We start from the raw sequence: 17,884 nt of genomic DNA, 5'->3' as shown, positions 1-17,884 counted from the left end.
ATGTCGGCGGTCATGTTGACTTCTTGCGGCATCCAGTGGTTTGCGCAGCCGTCCAGGTATTTCTGCCAGGCCCAGTCGTACTTGAAAGGTACGAGTTGGTTGAGGTCGGCGCGGCAGTTGATCATGCGCTTTTCGTCGACCGCTACACGGGCCGAGGCGCCTTCGAGTTCGGCAAGGCCTTCGGCGACGTCAAGGTTGTCCAGGGCCGCTTTGGCACGGGCGATGGCGGCTGAGTCCGACGCGGTAACAGCGCGAGCTTCTTGCGCAGCGACACCACCAGCGGTGTCGAGGCGGTCCATGTTGGCTTCAGTCGCGTGGCCGGCGTTGGCGCCTTTCACCACGGTTTCGCCGCTGTCTTCTTTGTCGAATTCGTCCCAGCTCAGCATGACGTGTCGTCTCCTGCGTGAGGGCCAGATGCCCGTGTGAAAACTGATAGGTTGGTTTTTCACACGACCGTCTGGCCGCGTTGGATCTTAAGGAATCGTTTTTTGCAGCGGTACACGCAGACAATAAACAGAATTTTGTACGGGTGTTCTGAGGCCACTGACGGGCGCAGAAAGTGTGGACGGCTTCTGCGTGGGCTTCAGACTGGCGTGTTCCCCTGTAAGGGAATATTGCAGGCCCGATTTACGGCGCATTATAGGGAAATTTTCGGCCGCGTGGTGCGACGAAATGGCACTGAGAAGGGTAGGCAGGGGACGTTTTTAGGCGGGAGTGAGGGTTTACAGGGCTTTGGCTGGTATCGCGGGTGCAGATTTTTTTTTTCATAAATTTTGGCGCTCGATTATTTTTGTTCAAAAAACAATCAAAAACCGCGTTTTCCACTACATGTTGTGTTTTGAGTCGGTTTTCGGTAGCTCAAGACACAACTAAGCCCGACCAGCGTCGGGCCTTGAAGTCATGCTCATTGATCAGCTGAGACGCGCTGCACCGACGTGGTCTGCGCCATCGGCCGCTAACTTGGCAGCGCCGGTGTGATCGGAGCCGTCGGAAGCGAAAGATGCCGAGCCGGTGTGGTCGTAACCATCAGAAGCGACAGCCGCTGCAGTGGTGAAAGCAGCCGAACCTGTGCGGTCGTAGCCGTCGGCGGCGAAGGTGTTGGCGGCCAACATAGACAGGGTCAGGGCGAGGATCAGTTTGGTGTTCATGGTGTGGCTCCAGATGCTTGGCGTTGTGTGCCTTAGTGTGGAATGCATGTTACGCCGGTCAATTCGATTAAAAAGCCAAATAAATGCTAAAAGTAATCGTATAAATCGATAGGTAAGGTTCGGCGCTTCATCTGCCTTAAGTAGCGGGCGGGTGGGTCGAACCTTGGGAAAGTGAGGGTGGGTGATTAGCCGCTGGTGCAGCCGTTACCCATGACGCTGTAACGCAGAATGTGGCGTTGGCCTTTGGAATCGTCGTATTCCATTTTCGCCGGAACAACTTCGCAAACGTTGGGGATTTCGCTCATCGAGATAACTTTGGCGATGTCCAGATGCGTGGAGTAAGTGTATTCCTCTACCGCCGGTTGTTGCTGTGCGACATCAGCCGGGGCCTCGTCTGCCATGGCGGTTGCGCACAGGCTGCTGAGGGCCAGAACTAATAAAGCTTTCATTTCAGGTTACCTTTTAAAGGTCGAGTGGGGTCACGCAATCTTTTTGGGATTGCGTGTGGAACTTGAGTTTTCGTCTTGGATTTACACCCTTCGTGGGGGCTGCAACTGGGTGAAGCGTTTGCCTAGTTGGCGAGGCTGATTTTAGGCGTGGGGGGTGGATTCATATAGGCGTGCTTTTGATAAACACCTTTGGCAAATTTCGTAACAATCGCGCCAAACCCTGTAGGAGAGAGCTTGCTCGCGATGGACGTAAACGAAAACGTGCCCCGTCTGACACCCCGATGCGCTCTCGGATTTATCGCGAGCGAGCTCGCTCCTACAGGGGCTGCGGGGTGTTTGGGACGTGCGTTCCGGGCTTATCACGATAATTTGTAGGGGCTTGTTACTACCATCGTCGAATGGTTCTATAGGCCCGTCCCGGCTACAACAGGGTCATACAAAAACAACTATTCCACCGAGGTAAGAAAGATGAGTGCGGCTTCCCTGTATCCCGTTCGTCCCGAGGTTGCGGCTAACACGTTGACTGACGAGGCGACCTACAAGGCCATGTACCAGCAGTCCGTCGTCAACCCGGACGGCTTCTGGCGCGAGCAAGCCAAGCGCCTCGACTGGATCAAGCCTTTCACCACGGTGAAGCAGACTTCCTTCGACGATCACCATGTCGACATCAAATGGTTCGCCGACGGCACCCTGAACGTTTCCTACAACTGCCTCGACCGTCATCTGGCCGAGCGCGGCGATCAAGTGGCGATTATTTGGGAAGGGGACGACCCTGCCGAAAGCCGCAACATCACCTACCGCGAGCTGCACGAACAAGTCTGCAAGTTCGCCAACGCCTTGCGCGGCCAGGATGTGCACCGCGGCGACGTGGTGACTATCTATATGCCGATGATCCCCGAAGCCGTGGTCGCCATGCTGGCCTGCACCCGGATCGGCGCGATTCACTCGGTGGTGTTTGGTGGTTTCTCGCCGGAAGCCCTCGCCGGTCGCATCATCGACTGCCGCTCGAAAGTGGTGATCACTGCGGACGAAGGCATTCGTGCCGGCAAGAAAATTCCGCTCAAGTCCAACGTCGACGACGCGCTGACCAACCCGGAAACCAGCAGCATCCAAAAAGTCATCGTGTGCAAGCGCACCGGTGGCAACATCAAGTGGAACCAGCATCGCGACATCTGGTACGAAGACCTGATGACAGTGGCGGGCAGCGTTTGCGCGCCGAAAGAGATGGGCGCCGAAGAAGCGCTGTTCATTCTTTACACCTCCGGTTCCACCGGCAAGCCGAAGGGCGTGCAGCACACCACCGGCGGTTACCTGCTGTATGCGGCCATGACCCACGAGCGCGTGTTCGACTACCGCCCGGGCGAAATCTACTGGTGCACCGCCGACGTCGGCTGGATCACCGGCCACACCTACATCGTCTACGGCCCGCTGGCCAATGGCGGGACCACGCTGCTGTTCGAAGGCGTGCCGAACTACCCGGACATCACCCGGGTGGCGAAGATCGTCGACAAGCACAAGGTCAACATCCTCTACACCGCGCCAACCGCGATTCGCGCGATGATGGCGTCCGGCACCGCCGCTGTTGAAGGCGCTGACGGCAGCAGCCTGCGACTGTTGGGTTCGGTCGGTGAGCCGATTAACCCGGAAGCGTGGGACTGGTACTACAAGAACGTCGGCCAATCCCGTTGCCCGATCGTCGACACCTGGTGGCAGACCGAAACCGGCGCGACCCTGATGAGCCCGTTGCCGGGCGCTCACGGCCTCAAGCCTGGTTCTGCGGCGCGTCCGTTCTTTGGTGTGGTGCCAGCGTTGGTGGACAACCTGGGCAACATCATCGAAGGCGTGGCCGAGGGCAATCTGGTAATCCTCGATTCGTGGCCAGGCCAGGCGCGTACGCTGTATGGCGACCATGACCGTTTCGTTGACACCTACTTCAAAACCTTCCGTGGCATGTACTTCACCGGTGACGGTGCGCGTCGTGACGCCGACGGTTACTTCTGGATCACCGGGCGTGTGGATGACGTCCTTAACGTGTCCGGTCACCGCATGGGCACCGCCGAGATCGAAAGCGCGATGGTCGCTCACCCGAAAGTCGCCGAAGCGGCGGTGGTCGGTGTGCCGCACGACATCAAGGGGCAGGGCATTTATGTCTACGTCACCTTGATCGGTGGCGAAGAGCCGACCGAGCAACTGCGCCTGGAGTTGAAAAACTGGGTGCGTAAAGAGATTGGGCCGATTGCCTCGCCGGATGTCATCCAGTGGGCGCCGGGTCTGCCGAAAACCCGTTCGGGTAAAATCATGCGCCGGATTCTGCGCAAGATTGCGACGGCCGAATACGATGGGCTGGGGGATATCTCCACCCTGGCGGATCCGGGTGTGGTGCAGCATTTGATTGATACGCACAAGACCATGAATGTTGCGTAAGTAGCGGTTCTTGAGTCATCGAAGCCCCACCGGGTGTTGAGCCTGGTGGGGCTTTTTGTTGGAAGATCAAAAGATCGCAGCCTCGTTTTACTCGACAGCTCCTACAGGACAACGCGATCCCTGTAGGAGCTGTCGAGTAAAACGAGGCTGCGATCTTTTGATCTCCACCAATATTTATCGGCTCACCCGTAGGGCACTTCCCACTGTTACCCGCCGCTCAACAAGTAACCGAATGTGTAACCTGGTGCACGCAGGCGGGGCATTGGGAAACACAAAACCCCGCTCCCCGGCCTCTCCAGCATCGCTAAAGAATAAGAAGCAACGCTAAGCTTGCCGGATTAGAAGGCTTTGCCAATAATAGGCCCGCAATTTGCAGCATAGATCGGTTCATTGTCTTTTGCTCTTGCATGAATTTGCAAGGCTGTCAACGCGCCTAAACCGCTTTCTCAGTGCATCTGTAATTAGTTGTCGCATTGAAGAAATATCGGCTTCGGGCCTGTCGTTAGAATGCCGATCACTCGCTCGTCGTTGCTCGCGTTGAAATCAACGTGGGTTTCCCAAGACGCAGCATCGCTTTGCGGTTTAACCCATTCGCATATTGGGCTGTCGCTCACTCTGCCGTTTTAGCCCTTTACCGATGGAGTCCCAAGATGAAGAAACTCGTGCTGCTTGGCGCCCTGGCACTGTCCGTGCTGTCCCTGCCATCCTTCGCCGATGAAAAGCCTCTGAAAATTGGTATCGAAGCGGCTTACCCTCCGTTTGCTTCCAAGGCACCGGACGGCAGCATCGTTGGTTTCGACTACGACATCGGCAACGCCCTGTGTGAAGAGATGAAGGTCAAGTGCGTGTGGGTCGAGCAAGAGTTCGACGGCCTGATCCCGGCACTCAAAGTGCGCAAGATCGACGCGATCCTGTCGTCCATGTCGATCACTGAAGATCGCAAGAAGTCCGTGGACTTCACCAACAAGTACTACAACACCCCGGCTCGCCTGGTCATGAAGGCGGGCACTCCGGTCAGCGACAGCCTGGCTGAACTCAAGGGCAAGAACATCGGCGTGCAGCGTGGTTCGATCCACGAGCGTTTCGCCCGCGAAGTCCTGGCCCCGCTGGGTGCCGAGATCAAGCCTTACGGTTCGCAGAACGAAATTTACCTCGACGTCGCAGCCGGTCGCCTCGACGGCACCGTGGCAGACGCTACGCTGCTGGATGACGGTTTCCTGAAAACCGACGCCGGCAAAGGTTTCGCCTTCGTTGGCCCGGCCTTCACCGACGTCAAATACTTCGGCGACGGCGTGGGTATCGCGGTTCGCAAGGGTGACGCGCTGAAAGACAAGATCAACACCGCGATCACTGCCATTCGCGAGAACGGCAAATACAAGCAAATCCAGGATAAATACTTCGCCTTCGATATCTACGGCAAGTAACACGTCCCGGCGACAAGTCCGAAATGGCGCAAGCAACAGGATCACTGAGGTTTGCGCCATTTTTTCATCCCAACTTTCGAGGACCTGAATCATGTTGAAAGGCTACGGGGCTGTCATCCTCGATGGCGCATGGCTGACGCTTCAGCTCGCCTTGTCGTCCATGGTTTTGGCCATTTTTCTGGGTCTGATCGGCGTTGCGCTGCGTCTGTCCCCGATCCGCTGGCTGGCCTGGCTGGGCGACCTGTATTCCACGGTGATCCGCGGGATTCCCGACCTGGTGCTGATCCTGCTGATTTTCTACGGTGGTCAGGACTTGCTTAACCGCGTTGCGCCGATGCTGGGTTTTGACGATTACATCGACCTCAATCCGCTGGCCGCCGGTATTGGCACCCTGGGCTTCATCTTCGGTGCGTACCTGTCGGAAACCTTCCGTGGCGCTTTCATGGCGATTCCTAAAGGTCAGGCCGAAGCCGGCATGGCGTACGGCATGAGCAGTTTCCAGGTGTTCTTCCGGGTGTTGGTGCCGCAGATGATTCGCCTGGCGATTCCGGGTTTTACCAACAACTGGCTGGTACTGACCAAGGCCACCGCGCTGATTTCGGTGGTGGGGCTGCAAGACATGATGTTCAAGGCCAAGCAGGCGGCAGATGCCACCCGCGAGCCTTTCACCTTCTTCCTCGCAGTGGCGGCGATGTACCTGGTGATCACCAGCGTCTCGTTGCTGGCATTGCGTCACCTTGAGAAGCGCTACTCGGTAGGCGTAAGGGCGGCTGATCTATGATCTTCGACTACAACGTCATTTGGGAGGCCCTGCCGCTGTACTTCGGCGGCCTGGTGACCACCCTCAAATTGCTCGCGCTGTCGCTGTTTTTCGGCCTGTTGTGCGCCTTGCCGCTGGGCTTGATGCGCGTCTCGAAAAACGCGGCCGTCAACATGAGCGCCTGGCTCTACACCTACGTGATCCGCGGCACGCCGATGCTGGTGCAGCTGTTTTTGATCTACTACGGCCTGGCGCAATTCGAAGCGGTGCGTGAAAGCTTCTTGTGGCCGTGGCTGTCCAGCGCCACGTTCTGTGCGTGCCTGGCCTTCGCCATCAACACCAGCGCCTACACCGCCGAAATCATCGCCGGCAGCCTGCGCGCCACGCCGAACGGCGAGATCGAAGCGGCCAAGGCGATGGGCATGTCGCGCTACAAAATGTACAAGCGCATCCTGTTGCCATCGGCCCTGCGCCGGGCGCTGCCGCAGTACAGCAACGAAGTGATCATGATGCTGCAGACCACCAGTCTGGCGTCCATCGTGACCCTGATCGACATCACCGGTGCCGCGCGCACGGTCAACGCTCAGTTCTACTTGCCGTTCGAAGCCTACATCACGGCGGGCGTGTTCTACCTGTGCCTGACCTTCATTCTGGTGAAGCTGTTCAAACTGGCCGAGCGCCGCTGGCTGGGCTATCTGGCCCCGCGGAAGCACTGATATGGAACGCATCGATCATGCATTGCCGTGGAGCCACCTGGGCAGCGAACGGCAGATTTCGGTGTTCCGCTTCGGTGCTGGCGAGCGCAAGGCTTACATTCAGGCCAGCCTGCACGCCGATGAATTACCGGGGATGCGCACGGCCTGGGAGCTGAAAAAACGCCTGACCAAACTCGAAGCCCAAGGCTTGCTCAACGGTGTGATCGAACTGGTGCCGGTGGCCAATCCACTGGGCCTCGGTCAGTTGCTGCAAGGCAATCATCAAGGTCGTTTCGAAGCCGGCAGCGGCAAGAACTTCAACCGGGATTTCGTCGAGCTCAGCGCGCCCGTGGCCGCCGAGTTGGACGGGCACCTGGGCGATGATCCGCACGCCAATATTCGTTTGATCCGCCAAGCCATGAGCGATGTGCTCGCCGCATTGCCACCGGCCGCGAGTCAGTTGCAAGGCATGCAACGCATCTTGCTCAGCCATGCTTGCACTGCCGACGTGGTGCTGGACTTGCATTGTGACGCCGAAGCGGCGCTGCACATGTACGCCTTGCCGCAACACTGGCCGCAATGGCGTTCGCTCGCCGCGCACCTCGATGTAAAGGTCGGCCTGCTGGCGGAAGATTCCGGCGGCAGTTCCTTTGATGAAGCCTGTTCACTGCCGTGGCTGCGTTTGTCGCGCCTGTTCCCGGACGCACAGATTCCACTGGCCTGCCTGGCGACGACCATTGAACTGGGCGGACAGGCCGACACCGGTCGTACCCAGGCTGAGTTCCACGCCGAAGGCATTCTGGCGTTCCTCGCCGAGCAAGGCCTGATCAGCGGCGAATGGCCGAAGCCTGCGCAAGAGGCGTGTGAAGGCATGCCGTTTGAAGGCACCGAATTGCTGTTCGCGCCGCACCCTGGCGTGATCAGCTTTTTGCGTAAACCCGGTGAGTGGATCGAGGCCGGCGACGAAATTTTCGAAGTGATCGATCCGTTATCGGATCGGGTCAGCACGGTGTGTGCTGGTACGTCCGGGGTGCTGTTTGCCATTGAACGGCTGCGTTATGCCCAACCCGGTTTCTGGCTGGCCAAGGTGGCGGGGCGCGAAGCGCTGCGTCACGGGCGCTTGCTCAACGACTGACTGACTGTTTTTGTGAGAACCGACCGCATGTACAAACTTGAAGTCCAAGACCTGCATAAACGCTATGGCAGTCACGAAGTGCTCAAGGGCGTGTCCTTGAAAGCGGCGGCTGGCGATGTGATCAGCATCATCGGCTCCAGTGGCTCCGGCAAAAGTACTTTCCTGCGCTGCATCAACCTGCTGGAGCAGCCGCACGCGGGCAAGATTCTGCTCAACAACGAAGAACTGAAACTGGTCGCCAACAAGGACGGCGCGCTGAAAGCCGCCGACCCGAAACAGCTGCAACGCATGCGTTCGCGCCTGTCGATGGTGTTCCAGCATTTCAACCTGTGGTCGCACATGACCGCGCTGGAAAACATCATGGAAGCGCCGGTCCACGTGCTCGGCATGTCCAAGGCCGAAGCCCGCGAGAAGGCCGAGCACTACCTGAACAAGGTTGGCGTGGCCCATCGCAAAGACGCTTACCCGGGCCACATGTCCGGCGGCGAACAACAGCGTGTGGCGATTGCCCGTGCGTTGGCGATGGAACCTGAGGTGATGCTGTTCGACGAACCGACCTCGGCCCTCGACCCGGAACTGGTGGGCGACGTACTGAAGGTGATGCAAGCCCTGGCGCTGGAAGGCCGGACCATGGTCGTGGTCACGCACGAAATGGGCTTCGCCCGCGAAGTGTCGAACCAGTTGGTGTTCCTGCACAAAGGCGTTGTCGAAGAAAGCGGCAACCCGCGTGAGGTACTGGTCAATCCACAGTCCGAGCGTTTGCAGCAATTCCTCTCGGGCAGTCTCAAGTAAACCGAACTCCCGTTGCGCACCGGGATAGTGCATGCTTCGCAGCCTAGAGGCCGGCCCCAATCCCGGAGCGGACTTGTCGGCTCCCCTGTAGGAGCTGTCGAGTGAAACGAGGTTGCGATCTTTTGACTTTGGTTTTTTAAGATCAAAAGATCGCAGCCTCGTTTCACTCGACAGCTCCTACAGTGGGGGAGATAAGCCGGTTCCCACAGTTGATCGGGGCCGGTTTCGGGATTTGCGTTCATTTACGGGCTAGCATTGGCCCATGCCTTCATCACTGTTTTTGTTTCGGATTGCCCGCCATGACTGCCCATCGAATTGGTTTCCTGATTTGGCCCAGCACTAAAGCACTGACGCTTGCGCTGGCTGAGGAGGCCTTGCGTGTTGCCCAGCGTGTGCATCCGGACGTGGTCTACGAACTGTCGTTCTTGCAGGCCGAACCGCCAGCCGAAGGCGCCTGGCAATTGCCGGGGGAACCGTGGGCCGGCAAGCTCGAAAACTTCCAGAAACTGTTCCTGCTCGCCGATGAGCCGCCGACCTCGCTTGCGCCGGCGCTCAGCAGTTCGCTCAAGCAATTGGTGCGTGCCGGTTGCGTGATCGGCGGTTTGTCGGCCGGTGTTTACCCGTTGGCGCAACTCGGTCTGCTCGACGGTTATCGCGCCGCCGTGCACTGGCGCTGGCAGGACGATTTCGCCGAACGCTTTCCGAAAGTCATCGCCACCAGTCATCTGTTCGACTGGGATCGCGATCGCCTGACGGCCTGCGGTGGCTTGTCGGTACTCGACTTGCTGTTGGCGGTGCTGGCCCGTGACCACGGTGCCGAACTGGCTGGCGCGGTCTCCGAAGAACTGGTGGTCGAGCGCATCCGCGAAGGCGGCGAACGCCAACGCATTCCGCTGCAAAATCGCCTCGGTTCGAGTCATCCGAAGCTCACCCAAGCGGTGTTGCTGATGGAAGCCAACATCGAAGAACCGCTGACCACCGACGAAATCGCCCAACACGTGTGCGTGTCCCGTCGGCAATTGGAGCGCATCTTCAAGCAATACCTCAACCGCGTGCCGAGCCAGTACTACCTGGAACTGCGCCTAAACAAGGCCCGGCAGATGTTGATGCAAACCAGCAAGTCGATCATCCAGATCGGCCTGTCGTGTGGCTTCTCCTCGGGGCCGCACTTCTCCAGTGCCTACCGCAACTTCTTCGGCGCCACGCCGCGCGAAGATCGCAACCAGCGGCGCAGCAGCAGTCCGTTCGAATTGTCCTCGGTGCCGTCGGAGCGCGGTTAAGGCTGGCGCCGGTCACTCGTCGACATCAGAGTCCTCGGAAGTCGACACCTCCATTTCAGCCTGTTCGATCACGGCTTCGACGCCGAAATCGGTGCTGGTTTTTTTGAAGTAAGCGATCAGTGTTTGCACGCTCTGCGCATTCAGCGGATTACCCCTCAGGTTGATGCTTTCAGCGATTTCCAGTGGCAGCTCCAGGATGTCGTGGGGGATGTGGGTGATCGCGTTGTCACTCAGGTCGGCGACATCCAGTCGTGTCAGTTTCAGCAGGCCCGGCGGCAGTTCAGTGATGCCCGTATGGGTCAGCAGCAGTGTTGATAGATCCGGCATCTGACTGACGTCGGGGGTCAATCCCAGTGGGTTGTTGCTCAGGTCCAGATAGTCGAGTTGCTCCAACTGCGCCAGTGCCTGCACGGCTTGAGCGGTCAGGGTGATTTCACATTCGCTCAGTGCCAGCGACGTCAACTTGCCCATTTTGAATATGGCTTCAGGCATTTCGTGCAGCGCGTAATCACGGATGGTCAGGCTCTTCAGTTGAGGAAAACTCTGTAGAAAACGCCCGGCGCCGGAGGTCAGTCCGGCGTCGCTGTGCATGTACAGCAGTGACACATGGCTGAAGTCCGCCTGCAATACAGGCAGTTCGCCGGTGATGATGGTGCTCAGCGTCAGCTCATAACTGGGCTCGTTTTCCTGATTGAAATCGTCCAGTTCAGTCTCTCGGCGCCAGCAGCGTTCTACCCGCTGTTTGAATTCATCGCGGGTGGCGTGTTCGATCATCACCTGCTGAGGGGTAAAGGGTTCGCCACTGACCGGGTGAAGCGCGGGGATGTCGGCAGTCCAGGCGGCCAGTTCGTTGCGCAAGGTGTCGTACTCGGTTTCCAGGCGTGCCAGTTCGGCTCGGCCCTCGGCCAGCGACCCAGGCAGGTGGTAAATGAACTCGCTGGCCTCTTCCTGATCCAGTCGCGGATAAAGCACTTGCAGACGCCGGATATCGGCCTGTTCGGCAAAGATGCCGAAGTCGCGATGAGTCTGGTTGAAATGAATCTTGATGCGTTCACGGCCCGTGGCGGATATCGGATTTCCTCCCAGGTCGAAACCCTCCTGAGTTTTGCTGGGCAGGCTGAAAAGCGCGGCCGGCAGTTCCTTAATCTGGTTGTCATTGAGCAAGGCCGTTCGCAGGCGAGGCCGCGTCAATAATCCGGGGGGAAGTTGGTGCAGGCCGGTGCTGGAAAGGTCGATGTAGTTCAGGTCAGGCATGTTCTCCAGAGAAGGGGACGCACCGAGCGGATTTTTGTACAGATCGAGAACGCGCAAGTGCCTCAGGGCCGAAAGGGTGGCCTGGTTCTGTTCGGTGAGGGTCACTGCGCAATCGCTGAGGATCAGTTCGCTTAGTTGCGGCCAGCGCGCAATGGCATCCGGCAACTGACCCAATTCGAAATCGCGCATCGCCAGACGATTGAGTCCGGAAAATCCCCTCAAAAAATCATTCACACCGCGCGTAGCGCGATGGCCTTCAAGCAGCAGGTTGCGCACCTGAGGGAAATCAACGGTCAGCCTGGGCAGCTCTCCCCAAATCGGCTGGGAGAAATTGAAGGAAAGCGGTTCGTCATTGGCGCTGTCGTGTGTGGCCTGGCGGCGCCAGCAGTCCAGTAACCGGCCTGTCATCTCCCGGCGCCCTTGCCGCTGCGTGGCGAATTGCTCGACGTTCAATCTGATTGACGTGTCCGGGACAAACAGCGGTATCGCATCACGCCACTCATCGAGTTCATCGAACAATTGCGCGTGTTGATTGAACAGACGCTGGAGCTCGGCACGTGGCCCGCCGGGATTCCGTCGCAATCGTTCGGCAAAGGCCTCGAGTTCTTCTGCTGTCAGATGAGGAAAGAGCCGATAAATGTGGCTTTGCAAGGAAGGCGTGTTGGCCGGCATGCGCCGATAGCCATCCGCCCCACCCAGCAAGCGCATCACGGCAGGGTCATAGGCGGGCTTGAGGATCGGCTGTTGCGCCAGCAGCGCACGCAACGTTTCACGATTGACGGCGTGGGTACGAATCAGCCGCTTGAGTCTTTCGCCTTCTCCCACGTTGATATCCAGGGCGATTCGCTCACTGTCGGGCAGCGCCTGCAACAGACTGGAATAGAGGGTGTCGGCGCTGTTGAGCGGCTCGCCCGTCTCATCGTAGGCTTGATAGGCGCCTGCATCGGTCAGCACCAGAACCTTGCGCGAAAGGGCGTCGGGGTTGCCGATGCGGTCGATCAACAGTCCGTCGTGAGCGTATTGGCGAATCTCCAGTTGCAGTTGTCCCGACCAGCCAGGCAGGCGTTCCAGCGTGTGTAACACCAAGCGATCGGTGTCGAGATTATTACGCGTCGAGTGCAACTCGAGGCCTTCATAAGCGCGAGTCACCCGCACTTGCAGGCCTGCTTCTTGCGCCAGATCCATGAGGCGTTTCGACACCGTTCCTCGCTCCAGTTGCTGCCGTTCCTGGGCGCTGGTGGTGTCGAGCAGCGCTTCGGCGAGGCGGGTGGGCAAGCCAGGCTCGGTGTCGATGATGCGCTGCACCCAGGGGCGCGCACCGTGTTCGAGTCGGCGGTAGTGCTGGCGGAAAAGGCTTTCCCGCTGGGCCTCGGTGAGCTCGGCCAGTGTGCGGCGCAGTGATCTCGCGCCGGCATCGTCGAGGGTTGGCAGGAGCGTTTTGATCAGGTCGCCATTGTCCAATTGCGCTTGATTGACCTGCACCACGGTCTGGTCAGCCATGACGCGTTCCCAGAGGGTTTTTCCTGTCGTATCGACCAGTCGCAGCCCCTTGTCCGCAGGCCAGTAACCGTAGTCGCAGAGCAGCTCCAGTTGCATCACCGGATCGGCGTTCAGGTACTCATCTGGACGATCGCTGCCGACTTGCTCGATGAAAGTCTGAAGATCCCGATCAATTTTGAAGCGCTTCAGCGTGTCGGCCAGCAGCGGTGGTACCTGCTCGGCATTCACATGCAGTTTGCGCAGGACGTCTTCATGGCAGCCGCTGATGGACAGCAAGCGTTCGCGCTCGCTTGCGGAAAAACCTTGCATGTCCGGGCCGATACGCCGCAGCAAAGTGGCCTGGTCCCAGGTCAGTGGTTGATCGAGTTCAGTCTGCCAGGCGCCTTGGTCGTTGTGCCTCAAAGTCGGTTGGTAGGCCTCGGGGCGAGTGGGGTGTTCGATGCGATGCTGACCGGTCAGCTTTTTAACTGAGTAGAGGTTGCCGTCGAGTGTCAGCAAGGTTTTGCCTTGATGCTGGTGAAGTCCCGTCGCGTCAGGTTTCGCGTCTTTTGGCAGTGCGCCGGAATGCTCGTAAGCCGTCAGGTCAGGTTTCCAGTAACGACTGTCGCCATCCGGTCGTTTCACCGAATTGAAGCGGTCGATGAACTGCACGACTTCCCGCGGCAGCACCGCGCGAAATTCGCTGACTGCAATCGCGCCGCCCGCGGCAAAGGTGCCCAGTTGCAGCGCAGATTCGACCATCGCCATGAAATGCTCGAACGCTTCTATCGTCTGGCCTTCTGCCCAGTCGACGATGCTTTCGAAGGTTTCATCGAGCAATTGATACGCGATGTACGCCAGCATCAGTTCGCCGAGAAACGGCACGAACGGCAGCGCGATGAAGGCTGCGATGTTCAGCAGTGCCGAGGCGATTTCCGTGAAGGAGTCCCATAACGCCCAGCGCGCTTTGCGGTCGACCGTGGCGGTGGCGACGGCGATGACACGCGCATCATTAAGGATCTTGTCGAGCTGGCGTTGATAAAGATGAACCCATAGGTCACCCCTGATGGGCGTTGCCGCTATATGCAGGTTCGGGCGCTGGTTGGGATTTTCTCTCCAGGTCGGGCGCGAATCGCCAGGTGGCACCGGTTGCCAGGTGATGGGGTTGAGTTGGCTGTTCAATTGAGTGAAGAAGTGCCCGCGATCCTCATGGTCGATGAAGCGGCTGAAAAATTGTTGATAGGCCGGATCGCGCAGGCGCTGGCTCAGCTCCTCGGCGAATGCAGCTGACGAGGCGTACTCCTTGATCGGATGTTCGGGGTCGTCAGGAATGTAGGCCACCACCCGGACCGTTTCGCGGGCGCGCTCCAGTTCCGGGGCAAACAGCAGAATGCCGGTCAGGCGCGCATTCATGAGCGTCAGTTCATGGCATCGCCATGGCTGTCCGTGCACATGCGCAAGCGGCGGGTGCTCGATCAGACCGAGGATCAGCCGCTGGACCTCGCTATTCAGCAGTTTTTGCAGATGCGCCATGTGCAGCGCAGCGGTCAGGGCGGTTTGCTGGCTCTGGCGAATGCTCGATTGCAGGATCGCCGCCGCCACCGGATTGCTGATGCCCAGGTTATCTTCCAGATACTGTTTATATCGCCCGCCGATGTCGAGTTCACGGCACAGAAGAGTGAACGCCGCGATAGGCATCGTCTGCAGCATCTGCGGCAGCGTTTTGAACTGCCCGGCGGAAGAGGGCGGAGTGATGTAAGTCGACGCGGGCTCAAAGGCGTCGGCTTCGGTTTCGGCGCTGTCGAAGTTGTGCAGCGCGGCCTCCAGCAGCGAGACGGTCCAGATGCGCGCCGCGCCGGATTTCAATCGCAGCCATGGGAGGTGCGCGGGGATGTACAGGCGCAGGAATGTCTGGCTGACGTCCAGCTCCAGATTGAAACGCTGCCGGATGGCGGCTTGAAGCAGGGGCGCCGCGAACGCGCTGGCGTTCTGCAGGTGCGCCAGGATTTGGTCGACCCGGTTTTGTGCGGTCCAGTGTCGAGCGTTCAATGCGCTCAATGCGGCGTGCTGGCTGCGCGATGCGTTTTTGATCGCGTCAGGTAGGCGTGGCCTGGTCTTCGAAAGGGCGTCGCGTTTTTGCGTAGAGGCCTGCCTCAGCCAGTGCGGGATAACGCGGCTCATGTGCTGGTAGTGAGTGTCCGGCCTGAACGGCGGTGGTAAGGCGGGTTCGATGTCGATGTTCATGGAGGGGCCATTTACGTTTCAGAAGGCCCACAGCAAACCCCACGAATATCGACCCTGTGCGGTACATAATTACCGCCACCGTGAAATCGTCTTGAGTAAGATCCCGCCAAGCCTGCCGCAAACCCCGGTAGCAGTTTAAACTGCGCCTTTGCGACCCTATATGTCGCATTGCCGTAAACCCGTGAAAATCCGGGGTTTGCGCTATAAGAAGTTGTCGCTTGGCGGCAAGGCCGGGCTGAAAACTGTCCTTACAATCCCCCCATCGCTCGCCAGTTTCAGGCGGGTGTTCCTCATCAGGAGACTCCGATGTCCGTTGAGCACGCTGCGGTACAACGCGCCGATTTCGACCAGGTAATGGTTCCCAACTATGCGCCCGCCGCATTCATTCCTGTGCGTGGCGCCGGTTCCCGCGTTTGGGACCAGTCTGGCCGCGAGCTGATCGACTTCGCCGGCGGGATTGCCGTTAACGTATTGGGCCACGCACACCCGGCGCTGGTCGCTGCGTTGACCGAACAGGCGAACAAGCTGTGGCACGTGTCCAACGTGTTCACCAATGAGCCGGCCCTGCGCCTGGCGCATAAGCTGATCGATGCGACGTTTGCCGACCGTGCGTTCTTCTGCAACTCCGGCGCCGAAGCCAACGAGGCCGCTTTCAAGCTGGCCCGTCGCGTCGGTTTTGATCGGTTCGGCAGCGAGAAGTACGAAATCATCGCCGCGCTCAACAGCTTCCACGGTCGTACCCTGTTCACCGTGAACGTCGGTGGCCAGTCGAAGTACTCCGATGGCTTCGGCCCGAAAATCACCGGTATCACCCACGTACCGTTCAACGATCTGGCCGCGCTGAAAGCCGCCATTTCCGACAAGACCTGCGCGGTGGTGCTGGAACCGATCCAGGGCGAGAGCGGCGTGATCCCGGCCGAACTTGAATACCTGCAAGGCGCCCGCGAACTCTGCACCGCGCACAACGCGCTGCTGATTTTTGACGAAGTGCAAACCGGCATGGGCCGCAGCGGCAAGCTGTTCGCCTACCAGCATTACGGCGTGACGCCGGACATCCTGACCAGTGCCAAGAGCCTGGGCGGCGGTTTCCCGATCGCGGCCATGCTGACCACCGAAGACCTGGCCAAACACCTGGTCGTCGGCACCCACGGCACCACCTATGGCGGCAACCCGCTGGCATGCGCGGTCGCAGAAGCGGTGATCGACGTGGTCAACACCCCTGAAGTGCTGGCCGGCGTCAACGCCAAGCACGACAAGTTCAAGGCTCGCCTGGAGCAGATCGGCGAGAAGTACGGCCTGTTCACCAAAGTCCGTGGCATGGGCCTGCTGATCGGTTGCGTGCTGAGCGAAGCCTGGAAAGGCAAGGCCAAGGACATCTTCAACGCCGCTGAAAAAGAAGGCCTGATGATTCTGCAAGCCGGCCCGGACGTGGTGCGTTTCGCCCCAAGCCTGGTGGTTGAAGACGCCGATATCGATGCCGGCCTGGACCGCTTCGAACGCGCCGCCGCAAAACTGACACAAGCCTGATAGACCCTTCGACGCCTGACTCTTCAGGCGTCGAACCCAATTTTTATACCGGGCCCGCTTCCCTGTAGGAGCGAAGCTTGCTCGCGAAGGTGTGTCAGCCACAGTGATGTCGACTGACACACCTTCGCGAGCAAGCTTCGCTCCTACAAGGGTCCGGCTTATTTTCCTCAAGAGTTTTACGAGAAAGGAGTGACACCATGCTGGTGATGCGCCCCGCGCAAATGGCTGATCTGGGCGAGGTACAGCGTCTGGCTGCGGACAGCCCGATTGGTGTCACTTCCTTGCCGGATGACGTTGAACGCCTGAGCGACAAGATCGCCGCGAGCGAAGCCTCGTTCGCCGCTGAAGTCAGCTTCAACGGTGAAGAGAGCTACTTCTTCGTCCTCGAAGATTCCGCCACCGGCAAACTGGTGGGCTGCTCTGCCATCGTGGCCTCGGCCGGTTATTCGGAACCGTTCTACAGCTTCCGTAACGAAACCTTCGTTCACGCCTCCCGTGAGCTGAAGATTCACAACAAGATCCACGTGCTCTCGCAATGCCACGACCTGACCGGCAACAGCTTGCTGACCAGTTTCTACGTGCAGCGCGAGTTGGTGGGGTCGCCGTGGGCGGAACTGAATTCTCGTGGTCGTCTGCTGTTCGTCGCCAGCCATCCGGAGCGTTTCGCCGATTCCGTGGTGACCGAGATTGTCGGTTACAGCGATGAAAACGGTGATTCGCCCTTCTGGGACGCCATCGGTCGCAACTTCTTCGACCTCAACTACGCCGAAGCCGAACGCTTGTGCGGGCTGAAAAGCCGGACGTTCCTGGCCGAGTTGATGCCGCATTACCCGATCTACGTGCCGCTGCTGCCGGACTCCGCTCAAGAAGCGATGGGCCAGGTGCACCCACGGGCGCAGATCACCTTCGACATCCTGATGCGCGAAGGCTTCGAGACCGATCACTACATCGACATATTCGACGGTGGCCCAACGCTGCACGCTCGCGTTTCGGGGATCCGTTCGATCGCCCAGAGCCGCGTGGTCCCGGTGAAAATCGGTGAGCCGGTCAAAGGCGTCGGTCGTCAGTACCTGGTGGCCAACGCCCAGTTGCAGGATTACCGCGCCGTTTTGCTTGAGCTCGATTACGCGCCGGGCAAACCCGTGACCCTGGATCTGGAAGCGGCCGAAGCCTTGGGCGTCGGTGAAGGTGCCAGCGTGCGCCTGGTCGCGGTTTGACGCCTGTTGATTGCCTAGAAAGCAGCGAAGTTTCACGGGTGGCGCAAGCGGCCCGT

The 17,884-nt window shown here is 59.1% G+C and carries 12 protein-coding genes and 1 pseudogene; 9 read left to right on the top strand and 4 right to left on the bottom strand.

Translation table 11 applies throughout. From position 1 onward, the window contains the following. The 3 genes and pseudogenes from ACIPL2_RS28720 to ACIPL2_RS28710 all read right to left on the bottom strand — a co-directional run. A pseudogene (locus tag ACIPL2_RS28720) lies at positions 1-386 on the bottom strand (ribonucleotide-diphosphate reductase subunit beta); the annotation flags it as partial. Between the two features lie 525 nt (positions 387-911). Beyond that, positions 912-1,148, bottom strand: coding sequence for a hypothetical protein (locus ACIPL2_RS28715; protein ID WP_401362299.1), 237 nt, complete (start codon positions 1,146-1,148; stop codon positions 912-914). Between the two features lie 185 nt (positions 1,149-1,333). Further along, positions 1,334-1,597: a DUF2790 domain-containing protein gene (locus ACIPL2_RS28710; protein ID WP_401362297.1), complete on the bottom strand. Its 264-nt coding sequence runs from the start codon at positions 1,595-1,597 to the stop codon at positions 1,334-1,336. A gap of 468 nt (positions 1,598-2,065) precedes the next feature. Here ACIPL2_RS28710 and acs point away from each other — a divergent pair, with 468 nt between their 5' ends. The 7 genes from acs (at position 2,066) to argR (ending at position 10,107) form a co-directional block, all read left to right on the top strand. Then, positions 2,066-4,021, top strand: a complete 1,956-nt coding sequence (gene acs, locus ACIPL2_RS28705) for an acetate--CoA ligase (protein WP_401362294.1) — start codon at positions 2,066-2,068, stop codon at positions 4,019-4,021. 650 nt (positions 4,022-4,671) lie between these two features. Beyond that, positions 4,672-5,445 carry an ABC transporter substrate-binding protein gene (locus tag ACIPL2_RS28700; protein ID WP_401362292.1) on the top strand — a complete coding sequence of 258 codons (774 nt, stop codon included), beginning with the start codon at positions 4,672-4,674 and terminating at the stop codon, positions 5,443-5,445. Between the two features lie 91 nt (positions 5,446-5,536). Next, the gene (locus tag ACIPL2_RS28695) at positions 5,537-6,226 is read left to right on the top strand and encodes an ABC transporter permease (RefSeq protein ID WP_401362289.1); all 690 of its coding nucleotides are present in this window, start codon (positions 5,537-5,539) and stop codon (positions 6,224-6,226) included. Beyond that, the gene (locus ACIPL2_RS28690) at positions 6,223-6,921 is read left to right on the top strand and encodes an ABC transporter permease (RefSeq protein ID WP_059404902.1); all 699 of its coding nucleotides are present in this window, start codon (positions 6,223-6,225) and stop codon (positions 6,919-6,921) included. Before ACIPL2_RS28695 ends, ACIPL2_RS28690 begins: the two co-directional genes overlap by 4 nt. A gap of 1 nt (position 6,922) precedes the next feature. Continuing rightward, positions 6,923-8,035: a M14 family metallopeptidase gene (locus ACIPL2_RS28685; protein WP_401362285.1), complete on the top strand. Its 1,113-nt coding sequence runs from the start codon at positions 6,923-6,925 to the stop codon at positions 8,033-8,035. A gap of 27 nt (positions 8,036-8,062) precedes the next feature. Continuing rightward, on the top strand, positions 8,063-8,827 hold the full coding sequence (locus tag ACIPL2_RS28680) for an ABC transporter ATP-binding protein (protein ID WP_008154324.1): 765 nt from the start codon (positions 8,063-8,065) through the stop codon (positions 8,825-8,827). Positions 8,828-9,126: 299 nt separating this feature from the next. After that, a complete protein-coding gene (gene argR, locus ACIPL2_RS28675) occupies positions 9,127-10,107 on the top strand; it encodes a transcriptional regulator ArgR (protein WP_059404900.1) in 981 nt (326 codons plus the stop codon). Positions 10,108-10,119: 12 nt separating this feature from the next. Here the strand turns inward: argR and ACIPL2_RS28670 are convergent, their stop codons facing one another. After that, positions 10,120-15,084 carry a dermonecrotic toxin domain-containing protein gene (locus ACIPL2_RS28670; RefSeq protein WP_401362281.1) on the bottom strand — a complete coding sequence of 1,655 codons (4,965 nt, stop codon included), beginning with the start codon at positions 15,082-15,084 and terminating at the stop codon, positions 10,120-10,122. 306 nt (positions 15,085-15,390) lie between these two features. Between ACIPL2_RS28670 and ACIPL2_RS28665 the strand changes: the two genes are divergently transcribed. Further along, positions 15,391-16,611 carry an aspartate aminotransferase family protein gene (locus tag ACIPL2_RS28665; protein ID WP_401362278.1) on the top strand — a complete coding sequence of 407 codons (1,221 nt, stop codon included), beginning with the start codon at positions 15,391-15,393 and terminating at the stop codon, positions 16,609-16,611. A gap of 197 nt (positions 16,612-16,808) precedes the next feature. Beyond that, a complete protein-coding gene (gene aruF, locus ACIPL2_RS28660; RefSeq protein ID WP_401362275.1) occupies positions 16,809-17,828 on the top strand; it encodes an arginine/ornithine succinyltransferase subunit alpha in 1,020 nt (339 codons plus the stop codon). Positions 17,829-17,884 lie beyond the last annotated feature (56 nt).

The organism is Pseudomonas sp. NPDC086251, assembly GCF_044746405.1.
In the GTDB taxonomy this organism is placed as follows: domain Bacteria; phylum Pseudomonadota; class Gammaproteobacteria; order Pseudomonadales; family Pseudomonadaceae; genus Aquipseudomonas.
The sequence above is the reverse complement of the archived record's forward strand: the minus strand, read 5'-3'. Positions and strand labels throughout refer to the sequence as shown.

Bases quoted from the DNA above. Each gene is read 5' to 3' on its own strand.
- ACIPL2_RS28690 (WP_059404902.1), top strand. From the start codon at position 6,223: ATGATCTTCGACTACAACGTCATTTGGGAGGCCCTGCCGCTGTACTTC.
- ACIPL2_RS28685 (WP_401362285.1), top strand. From the start codon at position 6,923: ATGGAACGCATCGATCATGCATTGCCGTGGAGCCACCTGGGCAGCGAA.
- aruF (WP_401362275.1), top strand. From the start codon at position 16,809: ATGCTGGTGATGCGCCCCGCGCAAATGGCTGATCTGGGCGAGGTACAG.
- ACIPL2_RS28665 (WP_401362278.1), top strand. From the start codon at position 15,391: ATGTCCGTTGAGCACGCTGCGGTACAACGCGCCGATTTCGACCAGGTA.
- ACIPL2_RS28680 (WP_008154324.1), top strand. From the start codon at position 8,063: ATGTACAAACTTGAAGTCCAAGACCTGCATAAACGCTATGGCAGTCAC.
- ACIPL2_RS28695 (WP_401362289.1), top strand. From the start codon at position 5,537: ATGTTGAAAGGCTACGGGGCTGTCATCCTCGATGGCGCATGGCTGACG.
- ACIPL2_RS28715 (WP_401362299.1), bottom strand. From the start codon at position 1,148: ATGAACACCAAACTGATCCTCGCCCTGACCCTGTCTATGTTGGCCGCC.
- argR (WP_059404900.1), top strand. From the start codon at position 9,127: ATGACTGCCCATCGAATTGGTTTCCTGATTTGGCCCAGCACTAAAGCA.
- acs (WP_401362294.1), top strand. From the start codon at position 2,066: ATGAGTGCGGCTTCCCTGTATCCCGTTCGTCCCGAGGTTGCGGCTAAC.
- ACIPL2_RS28670 (WP_401362281.1), bottom strand. From the start codon at position 15,084: ATGAACATCGACATCGAACCCGCCTTACCACCGCCGTTCAGGCCGGAC.
- ACIPL2_RS28710 (WP_401362297.1), bottom strand. From the start codon at position 1,597: ATGAAAGCTTTATTAGTTCTGGCCCTCAGCAGCCTGTGCGCAACCGCC.
- ACIPL2_RS28700 (WP_401362292.1), top strand. From the start codon at position 4,672: ATGAAGAAACTCGTGCTGCTTGGCGCCCTGGCACTGTCCGTGCTGTCC.